Origin of the sequence: Fibrobacter sp. UWH1, assembly GCF_002210365.1 — a bacterium.
GTDB lineage: Bacteria > Fibrobacterota > Fibrobacteria > Fibrobacterales > Fibrobacteraceae > Fibrobacter.
The window spans coordinates 132,820-149,403 of record NZ_MWQG01000004.1 but is presented as its reverse complement, the minus strand read 5'-3'; the positions used below and the strand labels follow the sequence as shown (position 1 = coordinate 149,403).

At 50.9% G+C, this 16,584-nt stretch carries 14 protein-coding genes; 9 read left to right on the top strand and 5 right to left on the bottom strand.

The features are described 5' to 3' along the window. The 7 genes from B7992_RS03375 to B7992_RS03345 form a co-directional block, all read left to right on the top strand. The coding region (locus tag B7992_RS03375) for an FISUMP domain-containing protein (protein WP_275976873.1) at nucleotides 1-702 on the top strand (702 nt) is incomplete at its 5' end. Nucleotides 703-856: 154 nt separating this feature from the next. Further along, complete coding sequence (locus B7992_RS03370; RefSeq protein WP_073282936.1) at nucleotides 857-1,336, top strand: hypothetical protein; 480 nt, start codon at nucleotides 857-859, stop codon at nucleotides 1,334-1,336. A 23-nt stretch (nucleotides 1,337-1,359) separates the two neighbouring features. Continuing rightward, nucleotides 1,360-2,034, top strand: a complete 675-nt coding sequence (locus B7992_RS03365; RefSeq protein ID WP_073282939.1) for an FISUMP domain-containing protein — start codon at nucleotides 1,360-1,362, stop codon at nucleotides 2,032-2,034. A gap of 19 nt (nucleotides 2,035-2,053) precedes the next feature. Continuing rightward, nucleotides 2,054-2,449 carry a (deoxy)nucleoside triphosphate pyrophosphohydrolase gene (locus B7992_RS03360; RefSeq protein WP_073282942.1) on the top strand — a complete coding sequence of 132 codons (396 nt, stop codon included), beginning with the start codon at nucleotides 2,054-2,056 and terminating at the stop codon, nucleotides 2,447-2,449. Nucleotides 2,450-2,492: 43 nt separating this feature from the next. Next, the gene (gene der / locus B7992_RS03355; RefSeq protein WP_073282944.1) at nucleotides 2,493-3,920 is read left to right on the top strand and encodes a ribosome biogenesis GTPase Der; all 1,428 of its coding nucleotides are present in this window, start codon (nucleotides 2,493-2,495) and stop codon (nucleotides 3,918-3,920) included. Then, nucleotides 3,868-4,503, top strand: coding sequence for a glycerol-3-phosphate 1-O-acyltransferase PlsY (plsY, locus tag B7992_RS03350; protein WP_158535408.1), 636 nt, complete (start codon nucleotides 3,868-3,870; stop codon nucleotides 4,501-4,503). Before der ends, plsY begins: the two co-directional genes overlap by 53 nt. A 41-nt stretch (nucleotides 4,504-4,544) precedes the next feature. Continuing rightward, nucleotides 4,545-5,558, top strand: coding sequence for an NAD(P)H-dependent glycerol-3-phosphate dehydrogenase (locus B7992_RS03345; RefSeq protein WP_073155970.1), 1,014 nt, complete (start codon nucleotides 4,545-4,547; stop codon nucleotides 5,556-5,558). Nucleotides 5,559-5,658: 100 nt separating this feature from the next. Here the strand turns inward: B7992_RS03345 and B7992_RS03340 are convergent, their stop codons facing one another. The 4 genes from B7992_RS03340 to gmd are packed head-to-tail and all read right to left on the bottom strand — an operon-like array spanning nucleotide 5,659 to nucleotide 9,585. Beyond that, nucleotides 5,659-6,606: a lysylphosphatidylglycerol synthase transmembrane domain-containing protein gene (locus tag B7992_RS03340; protein WP_073234129.1), complete on the bottom strand. Its 948-nt coding sequence runs from the start codon at nucleotides 6,604-6,606 to the stop codon at nucleotides 5,659-5,661. A 3-nt stretch (nucleotides 6,607-6,609) separates the two neighbouring features. After that, complete coding sequence (locus B7992_RS03335) at nucleotides 6,610-7,695, bottom strand: glycosyltransferase family 1 protein (RefSeq protein ID WP_073155976.1); 1,086 nt, start codon at nucleotides 7,693-7,695, stop codon at nucleotides 6,610-6,612. Further along, nucleotides 7,679-8,566 carry a GDP-mannose 4,6-dehydratase gene (locus B7992_RS03330; RefSeq protein WP_088665564.1) on the bottom strand — a complete coding sequence of 296 codons (888 nt, stop codon included), beginning with the start codon at nucleotides 8,564-8,566 and terminating at the stop codon, nucleotides 7,679-7,681. Before B7992_RS03330 ends, B7992_RS03335 begins: the two co-directional genes overlap by 17 nt. After that, the gene (gmd, locus tag B7992_RS03325) at nucleotides 8,566-9,585 is read right to left on the bottom strand and encodes a GDP-mannose 4,6-dehydratase (RefSeq protein ID WP_088665563.1); all 1,020 of its coding nucleotides are present in this window, start codon (nucleotides 9,583-9,585) and stop codon (nucleotides 8,566-8,568) included. The genes B7992_RS03330 and gmd overlap by 1 nt, the downstream gene beginning before the upstream one ends. Before the next feature lie 70 nt (nucleotides 9,586-9,655). On the opposite strand from gmd, the gene dnaE reads away from it, so the two are divergent. Together dnaE and B7992_RS03315 are read left to right on the top strand one after the other, a co-directional pair. Then, on the top strand, nucleotides 9,656-13,525 hold the full coding sequence (gene dnaE, locus B7992_RS03320; protein ID WP_088665562.1) for a DNA polymerase III subunit alpha: 3,870 nt from the start codon (nucleotides 9,656-9,658) through the stop codon (nucleotides 13,523-13,525). Then, a complete protein-coding gene (locus tag B7992_RS03315; RefSeq protein ID WP_073282950.1) occupies nucleotides 13,512-14,666 on the top strand; it encodes a lipid-A-disaccharide synthase in 1,155 nt (384 codons plus the stop codon). Before dnaE ends, B7992_RS03315 begins: the two co-directional genes overlap by 14 nt. Here B7992_RS03315 and mutL read toward each other — a convergent pair. After that, nucleotides 14,634-16,544 carry a DNA mismatch repair endonuclease MutL gene (gene mutL / locus B7992_RS03310; RefSeq protein ID WP_073155991.1) on the bottom strand — a complete coding sequence of 637 codons (1,911 nt, stop codon included), beginning with the start codon at nucleotides 16,542-16,544 and terminating at the stop codon, nucleotides 14,634-14,636. The two genes, B7992_RS03315 and mutL, sit on opposite strands and share 33 nt — an antisense overlap. Between the last annotated feature and the right edge of the window lie 40 nt (nucleotides 16,545-16,584).

Here is a 16,584-nt window from a genome sequence, read left to right as displayed (position 1 = left end):
GGCATGCCGAACCGCGGCACTTTCACCGACGAACGCGACGGCCGCGTTTACAAGTACACGACCATCGGAGACCAGGTGTGGATGGCAGAAAATTTAAAGTACGAACTGCCTTATCCGTACAGCATGTGTTATGGCAAAAAGACGTGTTATTGGAAACAGCGTTTTCAGTTTGATGATATTGGTGATACAGTATGTGTTGAAGATACATCCAAGCTCGCCGAAATCGGCCAACGCATGAACACCACCTGCACAACAAACGAATGCATCGCCGACGAATTCTGCGAACGATTTGGGAGGTATTATAACCTTTATGAAAATGGGGAAAAGGAGGGGTTCTTGGACAGGGTTCTGTTGGATACGATATGTCCGCAGGGGTGGCGTGTGCCGTCCAAAGCAGAATGGGAAGTTTTGATGGAATCTGTTCAAAATGATGAGTTGAGACTTTTAGAAGAAGAATCCTATGATAGACTTGATTCGGAAACGAAAAAATGGTATAAAAGGCCAGATAATTCTTGTGGCTATTCGGTGCCACTTAATGGATACCTTTTTATGAATGGCGCAATGCAGCGATTTTCAATTACATCTGCATTTGCAACAACGACGGCTAAAAACGAACTTTATGCGTGGAATATGATTATGGAATTTGGGAATATGGCTTTTACATCGCATAATTTTATCTCCATCCGTTGCCTCAAGGATTGATCATGCCAAAATTTTTGCTATCCATCCTTCTTTTTTCCGTTTCCTCCTTCGCTCTTACCCTTGACCAGGTGCGTGCCGACCTTAAGTCCCGCGCCCTCTCGCAGGATTCTGTGGAAATGAGCATCCGCACCACGGTGAACACGCCGGCAGGCAGGTGGTTTCCATTTACATGGTTCAGAAGGGCCGTTCCAAGACCTACACCGAGATGAAGACGTCGTTCATGAACCAGCGCAGCATCGTAAACGGCTCTCGTATGAAGGTCATTGACTTGAACACGAATAAGTTCCAGATTTTGCCGTACAACGGAGAGGCTTTGGAGGCCCAGAAGTACACGAACTTCAACCCCCTCGACGCCGGCGAATGGAAATCCCCGGTGAGAGTGTCCGAAAACTTATACAAGATCGAGGGTGCCGAGGGTGCGCTTTACTACAATTCCCAGAAAAAACGCATCGAAAAGCTTGAAAACGATGATGCAGAAAAGTCCGTGCATACGACGTTCGCCTACGATTCCGAGAATAACCTGAAATCCATGGTGGTCTCCGTGATGGTTTCGGGTATCGAGACGAAGGTGGTAACGAAAATCCTCGCGCTCCGCAGCTCCGCCAAGTTTCCGGATAAGTTGTTTGAATTCTAGGAAACTGAAAAAAGGAAACTCTTATGAAAAAGGTAATGGCTTCGCTTTTGTTCGCCTTGCTGGCACTGTTTTTCTCTTCTTGCCTCACTGACTCCGACGAGGCATGGAGCGCCGAGAAGGTGTGCCCCGACATCGGCACGAACGCCTATGGCATGCCGAACCGCGGCACTTTCACCGACGAACGCGACGGCCGCGTTTACAAGTACACGACCATCGGAGACCAGGTGTGGATGGCCGAGAATCTGAATTACAAGACTGAGGCATGGAGCGTATGCTACTTTGAAGAGGATGGCTGTAATACTGTGGGGCGTTTTTACCTGTATGACAGTGCAAGCTGCCCACTTGGCTGGCATTTGCCATCTATGGATGAATGGCAGATTCTTGGGAAAAGTGTTGATGGATCAGGGAATGCCGCCTTGCATTTGAAAAGTGTGTCTGGCTGGATTCCTTTGAACCCTGGAGACTCTGCTAATGGGTATGATGATTGCGGTTTTAATATGCAACCATCTCTCGCCAAGAGAAGGGATGATGGCTTGTATGCGTACTTTTTGACGTCAACATTGGATTCTTCGATTCGAACAAATGACGTTCCCAATCACGTTTGGCGAGCGGTTTTTGCTTCTCAACGAACGTCTCTTCACTTTGGCTCAGTTCTACGTGAAGGCGATGTCTCCAATGTCCGTTGCGTAAAGGATTGACCTTTATTACATTTTTCTCATGAAAACAATAGAAGTTGTGGCCGGTGTTATTTGCGACGAATCCGCCGGGACGAAAAAGTTCTTTGCAACCCAGCGTGGCTACGGCGATCAAAAGGGCGGGTGGGAATTCCCGGGTGGAAAAATGGAACCTGGCGAAACTCCTGAGCAGGCCTTGGCCCGAGAGCTAAAAGAGGAACTGGCCGTTGATGTGGAGGTGGGGCAGTTCATTACCACGGTGGAATATGATTACCCTAAATTTCACTTGACCATGCATTGCTATTTCTGTTCCATTGTGAATGGAAGTGTTACTTTATTAGAACACCAAGCGTCTCGTTGGTTGGGGCCCCAGGAGCTTCATGGTCTGGATTGGCTTCCTGCGGATGTGGGGGTGGTGAAGGCCATATTGGCATTGTAGTACCTTAAGACAGGCGCATAAATATTCTATATTTTCCCCCATAATGAAGTTACCTATCGTATGTATTATTGGACGCCCCAACGTAGGCAAGTCCTCCCTGTTTAACCGCATTCTCGGCCGTCGTGCCGCCGTGGTTAGTGACCGTGATGGCGTCACCCGCGACCGTCATTACCAGAATGCCCGTTTCAAGGGTCATGAATTTACCGTGGTGGATACTGGCGGATTCCTGCCCGACGACACCATCGATGTGCTGGCCGATAGCGTCCGCACCCAGATTTTTAATGCAGTCAATGAATCCGACTTGGTGCTGTTCATGGTGGATGTCCGTGTGGGCATTACCAAGCTGGACCAGCAGTTCGCACGCCTGATCCGCAAGCTGGACAAGAAGGTGATTCTTGTGGCCAACAAGAGCGAAAACGGTGGCGACCGTCAGGAAAGCTATGAATTCCTGAAGCTGGGTTTTGGTCAGCCCCGCACTATCAGTGCCCTGACCGGTTACGCCTGCCTTTCCCTTCTCGATGAAATCATCGCTGTGCTTCCGACTCCGGTTCGCGGTGAACGTCGTGAAGAACGCCCCATCAAGTTTGCCATTCTCGGTCGACCCAACGCCGGCAAGAGCACCTTGCTCAACCGCCTGCTGAACGAAGAACGTGCCGTGGTCAGCGATATTCCGGGTACCACCCGCGATTCCATTGACTGCGACTTTGTTGTAGATGGCAAGAAGTTTGTTGTTACCGACACCGCTGGCCTCCGCAAGAAGGCCAAGGTCGACGACGAAGTGGAAATCTTCAGTAACATGCGCACTCTGGAAAGCATTCGCCGTTCCGACGTGTCTGTGCTGATGGTGGACTGCACCCGCGGTCTCGAAATTCAGGATTTCCGCATCATCACCGAAATTCGCAAGGCTGGCAAGGGCCTGGTCCTGTTGCTGAACAAGTGGGACATTCTCCCCAACAAGACCGAAAAGTCCTTTGACCACATGGTTAAGGAAATGATGGAACGCGAACCCATGCTGGAATACGTTCCCATTCTCTCTATCAGTGCCAAGGAAGGCCAGCGCATCAACCGCGTCATTCAGGCTATCCAGACCGTGTATGCCAACTGCCGCCGAGTTCTTGGCCGCGACAATGTTGCCCAGGCTTTCGCTAAGTTCATCGAAGAAAATCCGGTGCCTAGCCAGAACGCCCGTACGGTTCAGCTGACCCGTGCCTGCCAGATCATGGTGGAACCCCCTGTAATCGCTATCGAGACCCGCACCCCTGATTTGGTGGCCGAGTCTTACAAGCGCTACCTGATGAAGAAGTTCTTTGAGGAATTCCAGCTGCAAGGCGCTCCTCTCCGTTTGAACTTCGATATGAAATTAACCCTTAGAAAGGATGAAGAACTTGAACAGTTTACTGAGTCTTCCAATAGCGTACTTGCTGGGGTCGATACCCAGCGCCATATGGATCGCAAAAATCGCGAAAGGTAAGGACTTCGATATCCGCGAATACGGATCGAAGAATGCCGGCCTTACAAATACATTCCGCGTCTTGGGCTGGAAGCCCGCCCTGCCGGTTGTGTTCATGGACTTGCTGAAGGGTTTCTTTGGACCTTTCATTGCCGCTCTCATGTGCAAGGCCCAGGTTGAAGCCGGTGGTGCCGACTGGTCTAGCTGGGTTCCCCTGGTTGCTGGTCTTCTGGTGATTCTTGGCCATAGCTTCACTTGTTTTGCCGGTTTCCGCGGCGGTAAGGGTGTTCTGGCTGCACTGGGTGTGTTCCTTGCCATTAGCCCCATTACCGTGCTTATCGGTTTTGCCACCTGGATTATCCTGACCTTCTCTACAAAGTATGTGTCTGTGGGGAGCATTGGCGGCTGCGCCGTTCTGGGTCTTCTGTCTGTGTACGGCTACCTGGTTCCCGAACATTATCTGGAATCCATCAATCTCGGTCAGATGATTCTTGCCGTGATTGTTGCTGTCTTTGTGATTGTAAAGCATAAGTCCAACATCAAACGTTTGATGAATGGTACCGAAAACGGTTTTGGTAGCAAGCGCAAGACTCCCAAACAATAAACGTTAATTTTGTAGATTGTTTTGTAAACGAGGTTTTTATTATGAAAGTTACAGTTTTGGGTACCGGCGGCTGGGGTCTTACCCTGGGCCAGGTGATTTACGAAAATAAGAACGACATTACTTTTTGGACCAATTCCCAGGCTGAAGTCGATCTGCTTTCTACTGAACATCAGTACAAGGATAAGCTTCCCGGTGTAATTTTCCCCGCTGACTTTAAGTATACCACCGACATGAATGCCGCCCTCGAAGGCGCAGAAATGGTGATGATCGTGGTGCCTTCCCAGTTCATGGGCGGTGTTGCCAAGAATCTTGGTCAGTGGACCCCTGAAAAGGGTAAGGAACCGGTGGTGGTTTGCGCTACCAAGGGTATTCTCGAAGGTACCAATCAGCTCATGAGCGAAGTCCTTCTTGAAAATGTTCCTTGGCTCACCGACGACAAGATGGTTGCCTTTAGCGGTCCGTCTCACGCCGAAGAAGTTAGCCGCCATGTGCTGACTGCAATCGTTGCCGCTTCTACTAGCGAAGAGTCTGCAAAGCTGGTGCAGAAGGCTATGAGCTGCTCCTACCTCCGCGTGTACACCTCTACCGATATTATCGGTGTGGAACTTTGCGGTTCCGTGAAGAACGTGATTGCCATCGCTTCTGGTGTGCTTTATGGTGTTGGCGCTGGCGACAATACTCGTGCAGCCCTCCTCACTCGCGGTCAGGCAGAAATGTGCCGCCTGGGTCGTGCCATGGGTGCCAATCCCGAAACCTTCGCTGGCCTTGCCGGTATGGGTGACTTGATTGTGACTTGCCTTTCTCAGCATAGCCGTAACCGTTATGTGGGTGAACACATCGGTAAGGGAGAAACTATTGATCAGGTTCTCGGCGGCATGAAGATGATTGCCGAAGGCGTCCCCACTTGCCGTAGCACCAAGGCTCTGGCCGACAAGCTTGGCGTCGAAATGCCTATCGTGAATGCTGTTTACGACTTGCTCTTTGGTGGCAAGACCGTGAAGGAAGTTTTCGACGAAATTTGGGGCCGTGACCTGAAGGCCGAAAACTGGAACTAACTTCCACCCTAAAGCTTAAGCAAAAAGTCCTGGTGAAATACCAGGACTTTTTTGCTTTGTTATGAATTACGAGTTATAAAACCAGGCGCCTCCGGCGCGATTATTTGTTCCCTTTGAGGACTGCAAATGCTACAGCCCCCTGCACGGCCTGGAAAATCATGGGGATGTAGCCGATCAGGGCCGCGGCCAGGACGATGTCTGCGGGAATTCCCAGCAGACCTGTAAACAGGCTGACGTTCACACTTTCGCGAAGTCCTATCCCATTGATGGAAATGGGCAACATGGAAACCGTTATGGTGATGGTCATGAATATGGTTATGGTGGCCAAGTCAACAGGGGAGCCTACGGCCTGGAAGTAGGCGTAGTGGATTAGAATCGAAGAAATCTGCAGCCAGATGGAATCCACACCCGAAAGGATGAAGGCTTTCTTGTAACCGCGGTAAATGCTGAAGGCGTTTTGCAGTTTCAGGAGGAATGGAATCTTCTGGCCTAGTGTGTCGGGAATCTTTATTTTGTCTGAAAATAGCCCGGCCGTAATGATCAGGATGCTGAGGAGGGCCACTCCGCAAACCGCTCCCGTGTAAATGGCGGGAATTTGCAGTCTGGTAATGACAAAGGGGAACATGGCGAAGAAGCAGAGGAACATGGCCAAAAGCCCCATCACTCTCGATATGACGACGGCGGCGACGGAATTTGCCGTGTTGCCGAAACGCTTGCCGAAGGCGATTGTCTTTACGGCATCCCCGCCAAATCCGCTGGGAAGCAAGTTGTTGAAGAAATAGCCCAGGGCGATGTAACCGTAAAAAATTCTGAAGGGGACTTTCTTGCCTTCGTCAAGAAGCAGACAACGCCATCGGTTGGCTTGGATTGCCATGCTAAAAACGGTGCAGATCAGGATAAGTCCAATCCAGGGGAGAGCCTGTTCCGTCCAATGGCTGCTGACCTTTGCGAAGGGAACCTTGTAAAAGATAAAGCCAAGGCCGCCCACACTTACAACGACCTTCAGCAGGTTCAGCAGTTTTTTCTTTAGGTTGGATTGGCTCTGCATGGATTATTTCCCTGCGACTTCTGCGGCAATTTCTGCAAGTTCCCTGGCGCTCTTTTCCCAGGTAAACTGGCTCACCCAGGCATCAATCTTGTCGTCAAACATTCCCTTGGAGTCAATGGATTTTTCGAGAGCCTGTGCTACGCTGGAAGGATCCTTGGGGTCAAAATAGGTGGCCACGTCACCGCCAACTTCAGGCAACGAAGATGTGTTGGAACAGGCGACCGGAGTACCGCAGGCGAATGCCTCCAGAACGGGAAGGCCGAAACCTTCATACAGGGAGGGGAGCACAAAAAGGTCTGCCAGGTTGTACAGATTTACCAGGTCGTCCTGGCTTACCATGCCTGCGTGAATTGTCAGGTCAGCGATTCCCAAGTCAGATTCCTTGGTGGCGTTGGTGCGCCCGGCAAAGGCCTTGCCTACGAGAACGAGACGGCAATCTTCCTTGCCCTTCATCTGGGCGAAACCGTCAAGGAGTCCGTTCAAATTCTTGTGAGGAAGAAGGTTGCCTACATACAGGAGAATCTTCTTGTCGCGGGGAATGTTGAACTTTTCGTAAAGGTATTCCACGTCTTCCTTGGGCTTGCGGATGAATTCCTTACCGGCTGCCAGAAGAACCTTAGTAATCTTGCTTGTGTCTGCGTTGTAGAAACGGACCAGGTCGTTCTTTGTGCTTTCGGAATCGACAATGATACGGTTGGCGCGCTTGCAGACAAACCAGAAAATAAATTTAAAGTAGAGGTGGACAATTTTTGAGGGCAGGAATTCTGGATAGACCAGGTGGGTCAAATCGTGAATGGTGACCATCATTTTGCCGCGGTAGAACAGGGGCACATTGCAATGGGGAATGTGCAGGACGTCTGGCTTTTCACGGCGAAGTTTGCAATAGGGGAACTTCAACTGTTCCTTGTACCCGTAAATGCCGCTGATGAAAGGGATGTGCTTTGGAACTTCAGGATATTCTGCAAGTTCCTTGGGGTCGCCCAGAGCGATTTTGTAGCCGACGTCCTTCAGCCAATGCTGAATGCAGGTGCCAATGCCGGAACGGCTGACCATGCGTGCGTCAATTGCGATTTTAGGCATTTCTTTCATTGTCAAACATCCACTTCAAAGTTTCTTGGATGGGAGTGCCGCGCCAGTAGCCTGCGTTTACAATGCGGCTATTATCCGCACATTGGTAGGGCATGTCGACGGGGCGCATCCTTTCGGGATCCTGTTCTACGTTGATCTTGACCGTTGCAAAACTCACGATGGTCTGTAGCAAGTCCTCGACCTTATGGGCCTTTCCGGACCCCACGTTATAGGTGTGGAATTCGTTCTTGTTTTCAAGAAGCAGACGGTAGGTTCGAACCACGTCGCGGACATCGGAAAAATCTCTGTAGGCGCTTAGGTTGCCCACCTTGATGGTTCCTTCCTGGCCGCTTTTTTCGATGCGGGCAGCCTGTCCGATGAAGCTAGGAATGGCGAAGGCTTCTACCTGTCCTACGCCAGTGTGGTTAAAGGAACGGGTACAGATAATCTGCATTCCGTATTTCTTGCGAAAAAGGTCTGCAAAATTTTCCTGGGCAATCTTGGAAATTCCATAGGGGTTTGATGCCTGCAGGGAATCGCTTTCCTTGAGGGGGGATTCCTGTTGGGCGTATTCCTCGGCGCTTCCGATCAGGAGGGTCTTGGCGTGGGGGGCCAGTTCCTGGATTGCTTCCAACAAGTACAGCGTACCTTTAACATTGACGTCCATTGTCAAGGTCGGATTTTTCCAGGAGGCACCAACAGAACTGATGGCGGCCAAGTTTACGATGTAGTCGGGATTGCTCTTGCGGATGGCAGCTTCTAGGCTGGCCTTGTCAAGAAGGTTGATTTCGGGCATGTCCGTTGGAAAAACAGTGTGCCCGGCTTCTTCCAGTTCGCGGGTCAGGTATTTGCCCACGAAACCTGCTGCTCCGACAATGAGAGCCCTGCCCATTAAATTTTACCTTCGGCCAAAAGCTTGATGTCGCTTGCGACCATGCGGGAAACCAGGTCTTCGTAGCTGATTTCGGGTTTCCAACCGAGAACCTTGCGGGCCTTGCTGGAATCGCCGATGAGAAGGTCTACTTCTGCGGGGCGGAAGAACTGAGGGTTGACCTTGACCACGACCTTGCCGTTGTCATTGCGGGTGGCGAATTCGTCGACGCCCTGTCCGTGCCAGGTCAATTCCATACCGGCAGCCTTGAAGGCCATAGTCACAAATTCGCGAACCGTATGAGTTACGCCCGAAGAAACGACGAAGTCGTCTGCAGTGGGCTGCTGGAGCATAAGCCACATGGCGCGTACATAGTCTGCGGAATGACCCCAGTCGCGGCTGGCGTCCATATTGCCCAATTCGACGCAATCCTGAAGGCCTGCCTTGATCTTGGCAACGGCGATGGTAATCTTACGGGTTACGAATTCGGCTCCGCGGCGTTCGGATTCGTGGTTGAAGAGAATGCCGGAGCAGGCGAACATTCCGTAGCTTTCGCGGTAGTTCTTGATAATCCAGTGTCCGTACAGCTTGGATACGCCATAAGGGCTGCGGGGGTAGAACGGCGTTTCTTCGTTTTGCGGAATGGCCTGGACCTTTCCGAACATTTCGCTGGTGCTTGCCTGGTACACGCGGGTGTCGGGCTTGCACAGACGTACCGCTTCCAGAAGCTTTGTAACACCGATGGCATTGATGTCTGCGGTAGAGAGGGGCGTTTCCCAGGATGTAGTCACGAAGGACTGTGCTGCCAGATTGTAGATTTCGTCGGGCTTGGCGATTTCCATGGCTCTCAGCAGGGAGGCGGAGTCGGTCATATCACCGAAGATAAACGTTACCTTACCCTGGAGGTGCTCGGCGTTGTTAAAGTCCAGTTTGCTCTTGCGACGGACTAAACCGAAGACTTCGTAGCCTTTCTCCAAAAGAAACTCTGCCAAATAGGAGCCGTCCTGGCCAGTAATACCTGTAATCAATGCTCTTTTCATAGTTTTAAAGATAGTAATATTCGGCGAATTCCTTCGCGAAAGGGGAGGCTGCTTTTTTTATATTGCGGCTATGGCTTTTGTACATCTTCAGACCCATTCCGAATTTTCTGTTCTTCAGGCATCTGCCCGTCTTGATGATATTCTTGCTGCCGCAGCAAAAGATAACGCACCGGCTATCGCCCTTACCGACCATGGTGCCATGTTTGGTATTCTGGAATTCCAGACTCGTGGACAGGGGCTTAACAAAAAACGCAAGGGTGACGGCCAGCCTCCTCTGAAAACTCTGTACGGATGCCATGTCTATATTGATACCCCCAGCGCAACCAGCAAGGATAACCTGACATATGAACGCCTGACCCTTCTGGTTGAAAATGAAAAAGGGTATTATAACCTGCTCCGTATCGTCAGTTACCGTTACGAAGATGGTGACCGCTGGGCTGAAATTCCTTCTGTTCCCCTAGAGACGGTGGAAGAGTTCAAGGAAGGTATCATTGCCATCGCAGGTGACTTTTTCAGTAAGTACGGTCAAAGTGTTGCCGCAGGTCGTAATTCCGTTGCCCGCGAATACATGGAAAGTCTCGATAAGATTTTCGATCACGACCATCTGTATTTCGGGGTGTGCGATAACGGTGTTCCTCAACAAAAATTGGTAAACGATTTTACGGTTCAGCTGGCAAATGAATTAGGCCGTGAGGTTGTGGCCGTAGGTGATGTCCACTACATCAACAAGGAAGATGCCCAGGCTCATAAAATCCTTCGTTGCATTTCTACAAAGACGACTTTGAATGATGCCGGTGACAAGAGATTCCCTACCGATGGATTCTACTATCAGACCGAAGAAGAAATGGTGGCCAAGTTTGGCCATATTCCCGGTGCCATCGAAAATACCGTAAAGATTGCAGAACGTTGTAACTATACCGTCAAGACCGGTATCGGTGATGAATTCTGGCCTCGATTTGCCATTCCCAAGGACTTCCTGGAAGGTGAAGAATATCAGAACATCAAGGCCATCATGAAAGCCGAATACGATGCGGAATATCCCGTAGTTCGTGAACGCGAATTGAAGGGCGTCATCAAGGACAAGAAGAAAAAAGTCCAGGAACAGTATTGTGCCGAAAAGGGAATCGAACCTGACGCTCTAACTGATGATGACAAGGCTGAAATTGATCGTCTGTCGGCTCCCGAATTCTTTAACGAAGAGGATAACAAGGCTTGGGACAAGGCTGTTCATCGCTGGTGTAAGCCGGGCTCTGACTCTGACATTTATATCATCCATCTTTGTAATGGCTTCTTGAAGTGGCGCTTCCCCGAAGAAAATTTCAAGTTCCCCGAACATACGACGGACGTGGGCGCCCGTATGTACAAGGAGCTGAACTGTATCCGAAACATGAACGTGGCTGGCTACCTGCTCATTGTGTGGGACTTCATTAACTGGGCCCGTAACAACGGTATTCCCGTGGGCCCGGGTCGTGGTTCTGCTGCAGGTTCTCTTGTTACCTACATCATCGGTATTACGGACATTGACCCTCTAAAGTTTGACTTGCTCTTTGAACGATTCCTGAATCCGGAACGTGTGTCCATGCCCGATATCGATACGGACTTTGCCGACCGTGACCGTGGCCGCGTGATTGATTACGTGACCCAGAAGTACGGCAAGGAATGCGTGGGCCAGATTATTACTTACGGTATGCTGAAGTCCAAGGCGGTAATTACGGACGTGGCCCGTGTTCTTGGAATTGCTCCTGCCGATGCCAAGGCGGTTACGAAACTGTTCCCCCAGCGTACTTTGAACTTCAGTTTGAAGCAAGCCTGGACCGGTAAGGACAAGAAGGGTAACAACCTGGAAGATGATTATAGCCCGGAACCGCTGCAGGCTCTGATCAAGTCCCGCGCCATGTATCAGACCCTTTGGGATACGGCTCTGATGTTGGAAGATTTGCCCCGTCAGACAGGCGTTCACGCTTGCGGCGTTGTGATTACGCCGACCCCCATTTATAACTTGGCTCCCCTTTATCGCGCCGCCCCCGAAGATACTCCGGTGGTGATGTACGATAAGCATTACGCAGAAGACATCGGCCTTCTGAAAATGGACTTCCTTGGTCTGATCAACTTGTCCATCATTCAGGATACGGTCCGAATGGTCAAGCAGAATCGCCAGATTGAAGTGGACATGAGCCATATCCCTCTGGATGACAAGGCGACCTTCGACCTTTTGAGTAAGGGTATGACCACTACGGTGTTCCAGTTCGAATCTCCGGGTATGCAGAAATACCTCCGTGAACTGAAGCCCAACCGTATCGGTGACTTGATCGCTATGAACGCCCTGTATCGTCCGGGTCCTATCGATCAGATTCCCCACTTTATTGCCCGTAAGCTGGGTAACGAAGAAATCGACTGTTACCATCCGGACTTGGAAGAAGTTCTGGGTGAAACTTACGGCGTTATCGTGTATCAGGAACAGGTGATGAAGCTTGCCCAGATTCTGGGTGGCTACACGCTGGGTGGCGCTGACAATATCCGCCGTATCATGGCCAAGAAGATGCCCGAGAAGATGGCTAAGCTTGAACCGGAATTCTTCGAAAAGTGCGTTAACAGGGGCTACGACAAGGCCATGATTCAGAAGGTCTGGAACGCCGTGCTTCCCTTCTGCGGATACGCCTTTAACAAGAGCCATGCTGCTGCCTACGCTTACGTTGCCTATCAGACCGCTTACCTGAAGACCCATTACGGCCCCGAATACATGGCCGCATCCATGACTTCCAAGATGGGTAAGACCGAAGATATCGTGACCATCATTTTGGAATGTAAACGCCTGGATATTGAAGTGGTTTCGCCTAATATCAACGCTTCTGTGGGTGAATTTATCGCTAATGAAAAAGGTCAAATTTTATTTGGCCTTGCAGGTATCCGCAATGTGGGTTCCGCTGTTGTGGAAGACATCGTTGCAGAACGTGAACGTGGCGGCAAGTATACCGATCTGTTCAGTTTCTGCAAACGCGTTGTAGAATATCAGGCTTCCCAGAAAGAAAAACGCCCGCCCATGAACAAACGCCTGATTGAAAGCCTTGTGATGGCTGGTGCGTTGGACGATTTCCCTGGAAGCCGCGCTGCCTTGATGGCCTCTGTAGACAAAGCTATGGACGTGGCTGCGAAAAAGCAGGAAGACCGTGACCGCGGTCAGATTTCCCTGTTCGATATGGGCGGTGGCGAACCGGCTATGGATAGTTCCGCCGAAGTTCTTGAAGAAGCGGAAGAATGGACCGCTATGGAAATGCTCAACAAGGAACGGGATATTCTGGGCTTGTTCCTGTCGGGCCACCCGCTGGATGAATTCCGTCCGGAACTTCAGGGCTTTAGCACCTGTTCCCTGGCTGAAGATGAGCTGAGCCATCATGTGGGTGATGCCGTCGTGGCCGTTGGCGGTGTGGTCATCAAGTTGAAGTCCATCGAAACGAAGAAGGGCGATACCATTGGTGTTGGCACCATTCAGGATTTCCACGGAGACCTGGATGTCTTCTTCAAGAAGGATATGTGGGAACAGTTCCGCGATACCGTGACCATCGATGACCGCGTTCTGATGAAAGGCTCCCTGGAACCGCAACGAATGTCTGATGGCCTCCAGCTTGTTGTGCAGGAAGTCATTCAGTTGGATCGTGTCCGCTTCGATATGGTGAAATACATCCATATGGCCATTCTCTCGAACATGGTGGATGAAGAATTTGCCGAGAAACTGCAGGACTTGATGGAACGTAACGCCCCCTTCGTAGAAGAAGGAGAACGGGGTTGTGACCTGATTTGTCATGTGGAATCTGAATCTGGCAACGTACATGTGCTTGCTCTTAAAAAGAGCAAGGTGGTTTATTCTCCGGAACTTCTTGGAAAACTTCGTAAAGAACTCGGCGCTATCAAGGTGTGGGTTTCTAGCAATGCAAGAAGGTAAACCGTACATCCTCTTTTGTGCGGGTGAAGATTCTGGAGACTGCATTGGTGAAAGCCTAGTCTCTGCCTTTTTCAAAAAAGGGGCGCATCAGTTTGATGCCTTGGGCTCAGGTGGCCCCCGCATGCAAGGGGCGGGTCTGCGCGCTCTTGTGGAATATGAGGATTTGCCGGTATCCGGTTTTGGCGATGTGCTTCCTAAGTATCTGAAACTTCGTCGAGACTATAAGACTCTGGAAACGGTGTTGGCTAATCCTGCCTGCAAGGGGCTGGTGGCCATTGACTATCCCGGGTTCAACATGAAGCTAGTCCAGCTGGCGGGGCGTCTCGGAAAACCAAGCCTTTATGTGGCGCCGCCCCAGGTGTGGGCCTGGAAGGCGAAACGTGCCAAGCAGTTGGCGGTTGTTCCTCAGACACGACTGGCTGTGTTTTTTGAATTTGAGAAAGCCCCTTATGAGATGGAAGGATGCTCCGTTTCTCGTTTGCGACACCCTTTTGCAGAATCCACCCATGAAGAAGTGACGAACTCTTCCGAACAAAAAAATCTTCACGAAAAAATCCTGCTGATGCCGGGTAGCCGTAAGGGGCAGACTCTGCGCAATATTCCTGTTTTCCTGAAGATTGCATCGAAGTTCCAGGATCAAAATTTTGCTTTCGTCGCGGCCCGAAAAAGTTTGGTGGCCCTTATTCAAGACTGCCTAAACCGTTATTTCCACGGAAAGGTTCCCTCCTGGATTCAGGTGGTCGAGGCTCCCTCTCTGCCCCAGGAACGGTGTGCTTTCTATAGAAATTCCCAGGGGGCGATTTCTGCTCCGGGAACGGCTACCTTGGAACTTGCCTTGTCCGGGGTTCCCCTGGTCGTCTGTACCAAGCCGGATGCATTGACCTATGCCCTAGGGAAACGTCTTGTCAGGACGTCCTATTTTTCTCTCCCTAATATTGTTTTATCGCAAGCGAGTACTGCTGAATTTATAAAGTACCGTTGGAATGATTCGTCTTACGAACAGGCCGCCGAAGCCTTAAAGTCGGCCATGTCATTACGCGAAAAAAAATCCGCAAAACTGGAATCAGAATTGCGGAATAATTTGTCTGAAGGACTGTCGTCAGAACAGTTAATGTCTGAATTTCTTGCTCAGTTCTTCTAATGTCAAACGCATCAGGGTCGGCGTTCCGTAGGGGGATTTCAACGGTTCGTCGGTGGTCATGAGCTGGCCCATCAATGTGGCCATTTCTTCTGGTTTCAACTTGTCTCCTGCCTGGTAGGCGTTGGTCTTTGCCCAGGCCTTGGCGATAATGTCTTGCACCTTTACCATGTCGCCTTCGCTGTTGCCGTCGATGCTGTCCAGAAAGTCTCGTACCGCCTTGATGGCTCGTGACAGCGGCAATGCGCTGGGGATAGAACGGATCTGGTAAGTGTCTCCGCCAAAGTGTTCGATGTAAAAGCCCAACTGCTGGAACTGGCTTTCGACAGAACTGAGAACCTGGGCCTCGATCTTGCTGAGTTCCAGATGTTCCGGGAACAGAAGTTCCTGGCTGTCCAGGGCGGAACCGTTTCGCAAAGTCTCCAGAGCCTGTTCGTACAGGATGCGGGAATGGGCGGCATGCTGGTCGATGATGAGCAAACCGTTGACGTCTTCGCCGGCAATGTAGGTGTTGGCGATCTGGAAAAAGGCAGGGGGATTCCAGACGGGAGGAGCCTTGACCTCGGCCTTCTTCTCTGTTTCCAGGGAGATGACCTTTCCTGCTTCGGGGGTGCTGAACAAGTCCTGGTTCAAGTCGTCTTCGCGCTGTTGCTTTACCGGCTTAGGAGAAATCCAGGACTTGCTGAACGAAGGGGGCGTGTAAGAGGGCGTGTAAGGCTGCTTAGGGCCAGGATCCTTGAAACTTGTAGGGGGTGTGGGTTCGCTGACAGGTGCCGCAAACTGTAAGGGAGGGGCAAAGGAACTGGTCGGTGCCGCAGTCTCCGCAAACGAAGACGCTGCGGGGGCGGGCGAACTCATTTCATCGCTCAAGTCGATAAACGGGGAATTTGCTTCCATGTCCTGCTTGAACGTTTCGCGGATGGCGTGGAGGACGACCAGAAAGACTAGGTTCCCGTTGGCAAAGCGGACTTCTCGCTTGGCCGGGTGAACGTTTACGTCGAACTCCATGTCGGGCATGTCCAGGAAGAGTACCGATACAGGTTTGCACTGGGCACCGTAAGGCTCGTAGGACTGGGTAACCGCCTTGCTGACCATCTTGCTTTCGATGGGGCGGTTGCGGATGAACAAATACTGGTTGTTGCGCTTGCCGTTTGTTTCGGTCGTGGGGGAGACAAAGCCTGTGACGTGGATGCCTGCTTCGGTGTAGTCCACGGGGAGCAGCGCCTTTGCAATTTTAGAACCGATGGCTTCGGCGATTCTGCTTCGGAGCTCTCCGGGGACGCCTGTAAATACGGATTTGCCTCCAACCTTATAATCGAAGCGGATCTCCGGGTGGGCGATCGCTGTCTTAAGGATGACGTCAAAAATTCGAGTGCTTTCTGAAGTTTCGCTACTCAGGAACGTTCGACGGACTGGAGTGTTGTAAAAAAGATCTTCTACCAGGAAGGTTGTTCCGCGACTTGCCTGAATATCCTGTTTTTCTACCAGTTCGCCTCCTTTAAGAATGAGACGTCCGCTTTCGCCATCGTCTGTGGCGCTGGTGATTGTCAGCTTAGAAATGGCGGCGATTGAAGCCACGGCTTCGCCTCGGAAACCGTTTGTTCTTAGATGAAAAAGATCGTCGGCATTGTTTAGTTTAGATGTAGTATGCCTCAGGTAGCAGATGTCCAGGTCGGCGCTGCTCATGCCCTTCCCGTTGTCCGAAACCTGGATTTTTTTCTTTCCGCCTTCTTCGATAGTGACTTGAATACGGGTGGCTCCCGCATCAATTGCGTTCTCGATGAGTTCCTTTACAGCGGATGCCGGACGCTCAATAACTTCACCTGCAGCGATTTTATTGATGATTTCGTCTGGCAAAAAGTGGATTTCGGCGGTTTTCATGCCCAAAATATAGCCATTTGTGTGATGAATCTTGTTTTTT

Excerpts from the sequence above, each read along its gene's own strand:
- dnaE (WP_088665562.1), top strand. The coding sequence starts at position 9,656 with ATGGCTTTTGTACATCTTCAGACCCATTCCGAATTTTCTGTTCTTCAG.
- B7992_RS03360 (WP_073282942.1), top strand. The coding sequence starts at position 2,054 with ATGAAAACAATAGAAGTTGTGGCCGGTGTTATTTGCGACGAATCCGCC.
- B7992_RS03315 (WP_073282950.1), top strand. The coding sequence starts at position 13,512 with ATGCAAGAAGGTAAACCGTACATCCTCTTTTGTGCGGGTGAAGATTCT.
- gmd (WP_088665563.1), bottom strand. The coding sequence starts at position 9,585 with ATGAAAAGAGCATTGATTACAGGTATTACTGGCCAGGACGGCTCCTAT.
- B7992_RS03330 (WP_088665564.1), bottom strand. The coding sequence starts at position 8,566 with ATGGGCAGGGCTCTCATTGTCGGAGCAGCAGGTTTCGTGGGCAAATAC.
- mutL (WP_073155991.1), bottom strand. The coding sequence starts at position 16,544 with ATGAAAACCGCCGAAATCCACTTTTTGCCAGACGAAATCATCAATAAA.
- B7992_RS03340 (WP_073234129.1), bottom strand. The coding sequence starts at position 6,606 with ATGCAGAGCCAATCCAACCTAAAGAAAAAACTGCTGAACCTGCTGAAG.
- B7992_RS03335 (WP_073155976.1), bottom strand. The coding sequence starts at position 7,695 with ATGAAAGAAATGCCTAAAATCGCAATTGACGCACGCATGGTCAGCCGT.
- B7992_RS03365 (WP_073282939.1), top strand. The coding sequence starts at position 1,360 with ATGAAAAAGGTAATGGCTTCGCTTTTGTTCGCCTTGCTGGCACTGTTT.
- B7992_RS03345 (WP_073155970.1), top strand. The coding sequence starts at position 4,545 with ATGAAAGTTACAGTTTTGGGTACCGGCGGCTGGGGTCTTACCCTGGGC.
- der (WP_073282944.1), top strand. The coding sequence starts at position 2,493 with ATGAAGTTACCTATCGTATGTATTATTGGACGCCCCAACGTAGGCAAG.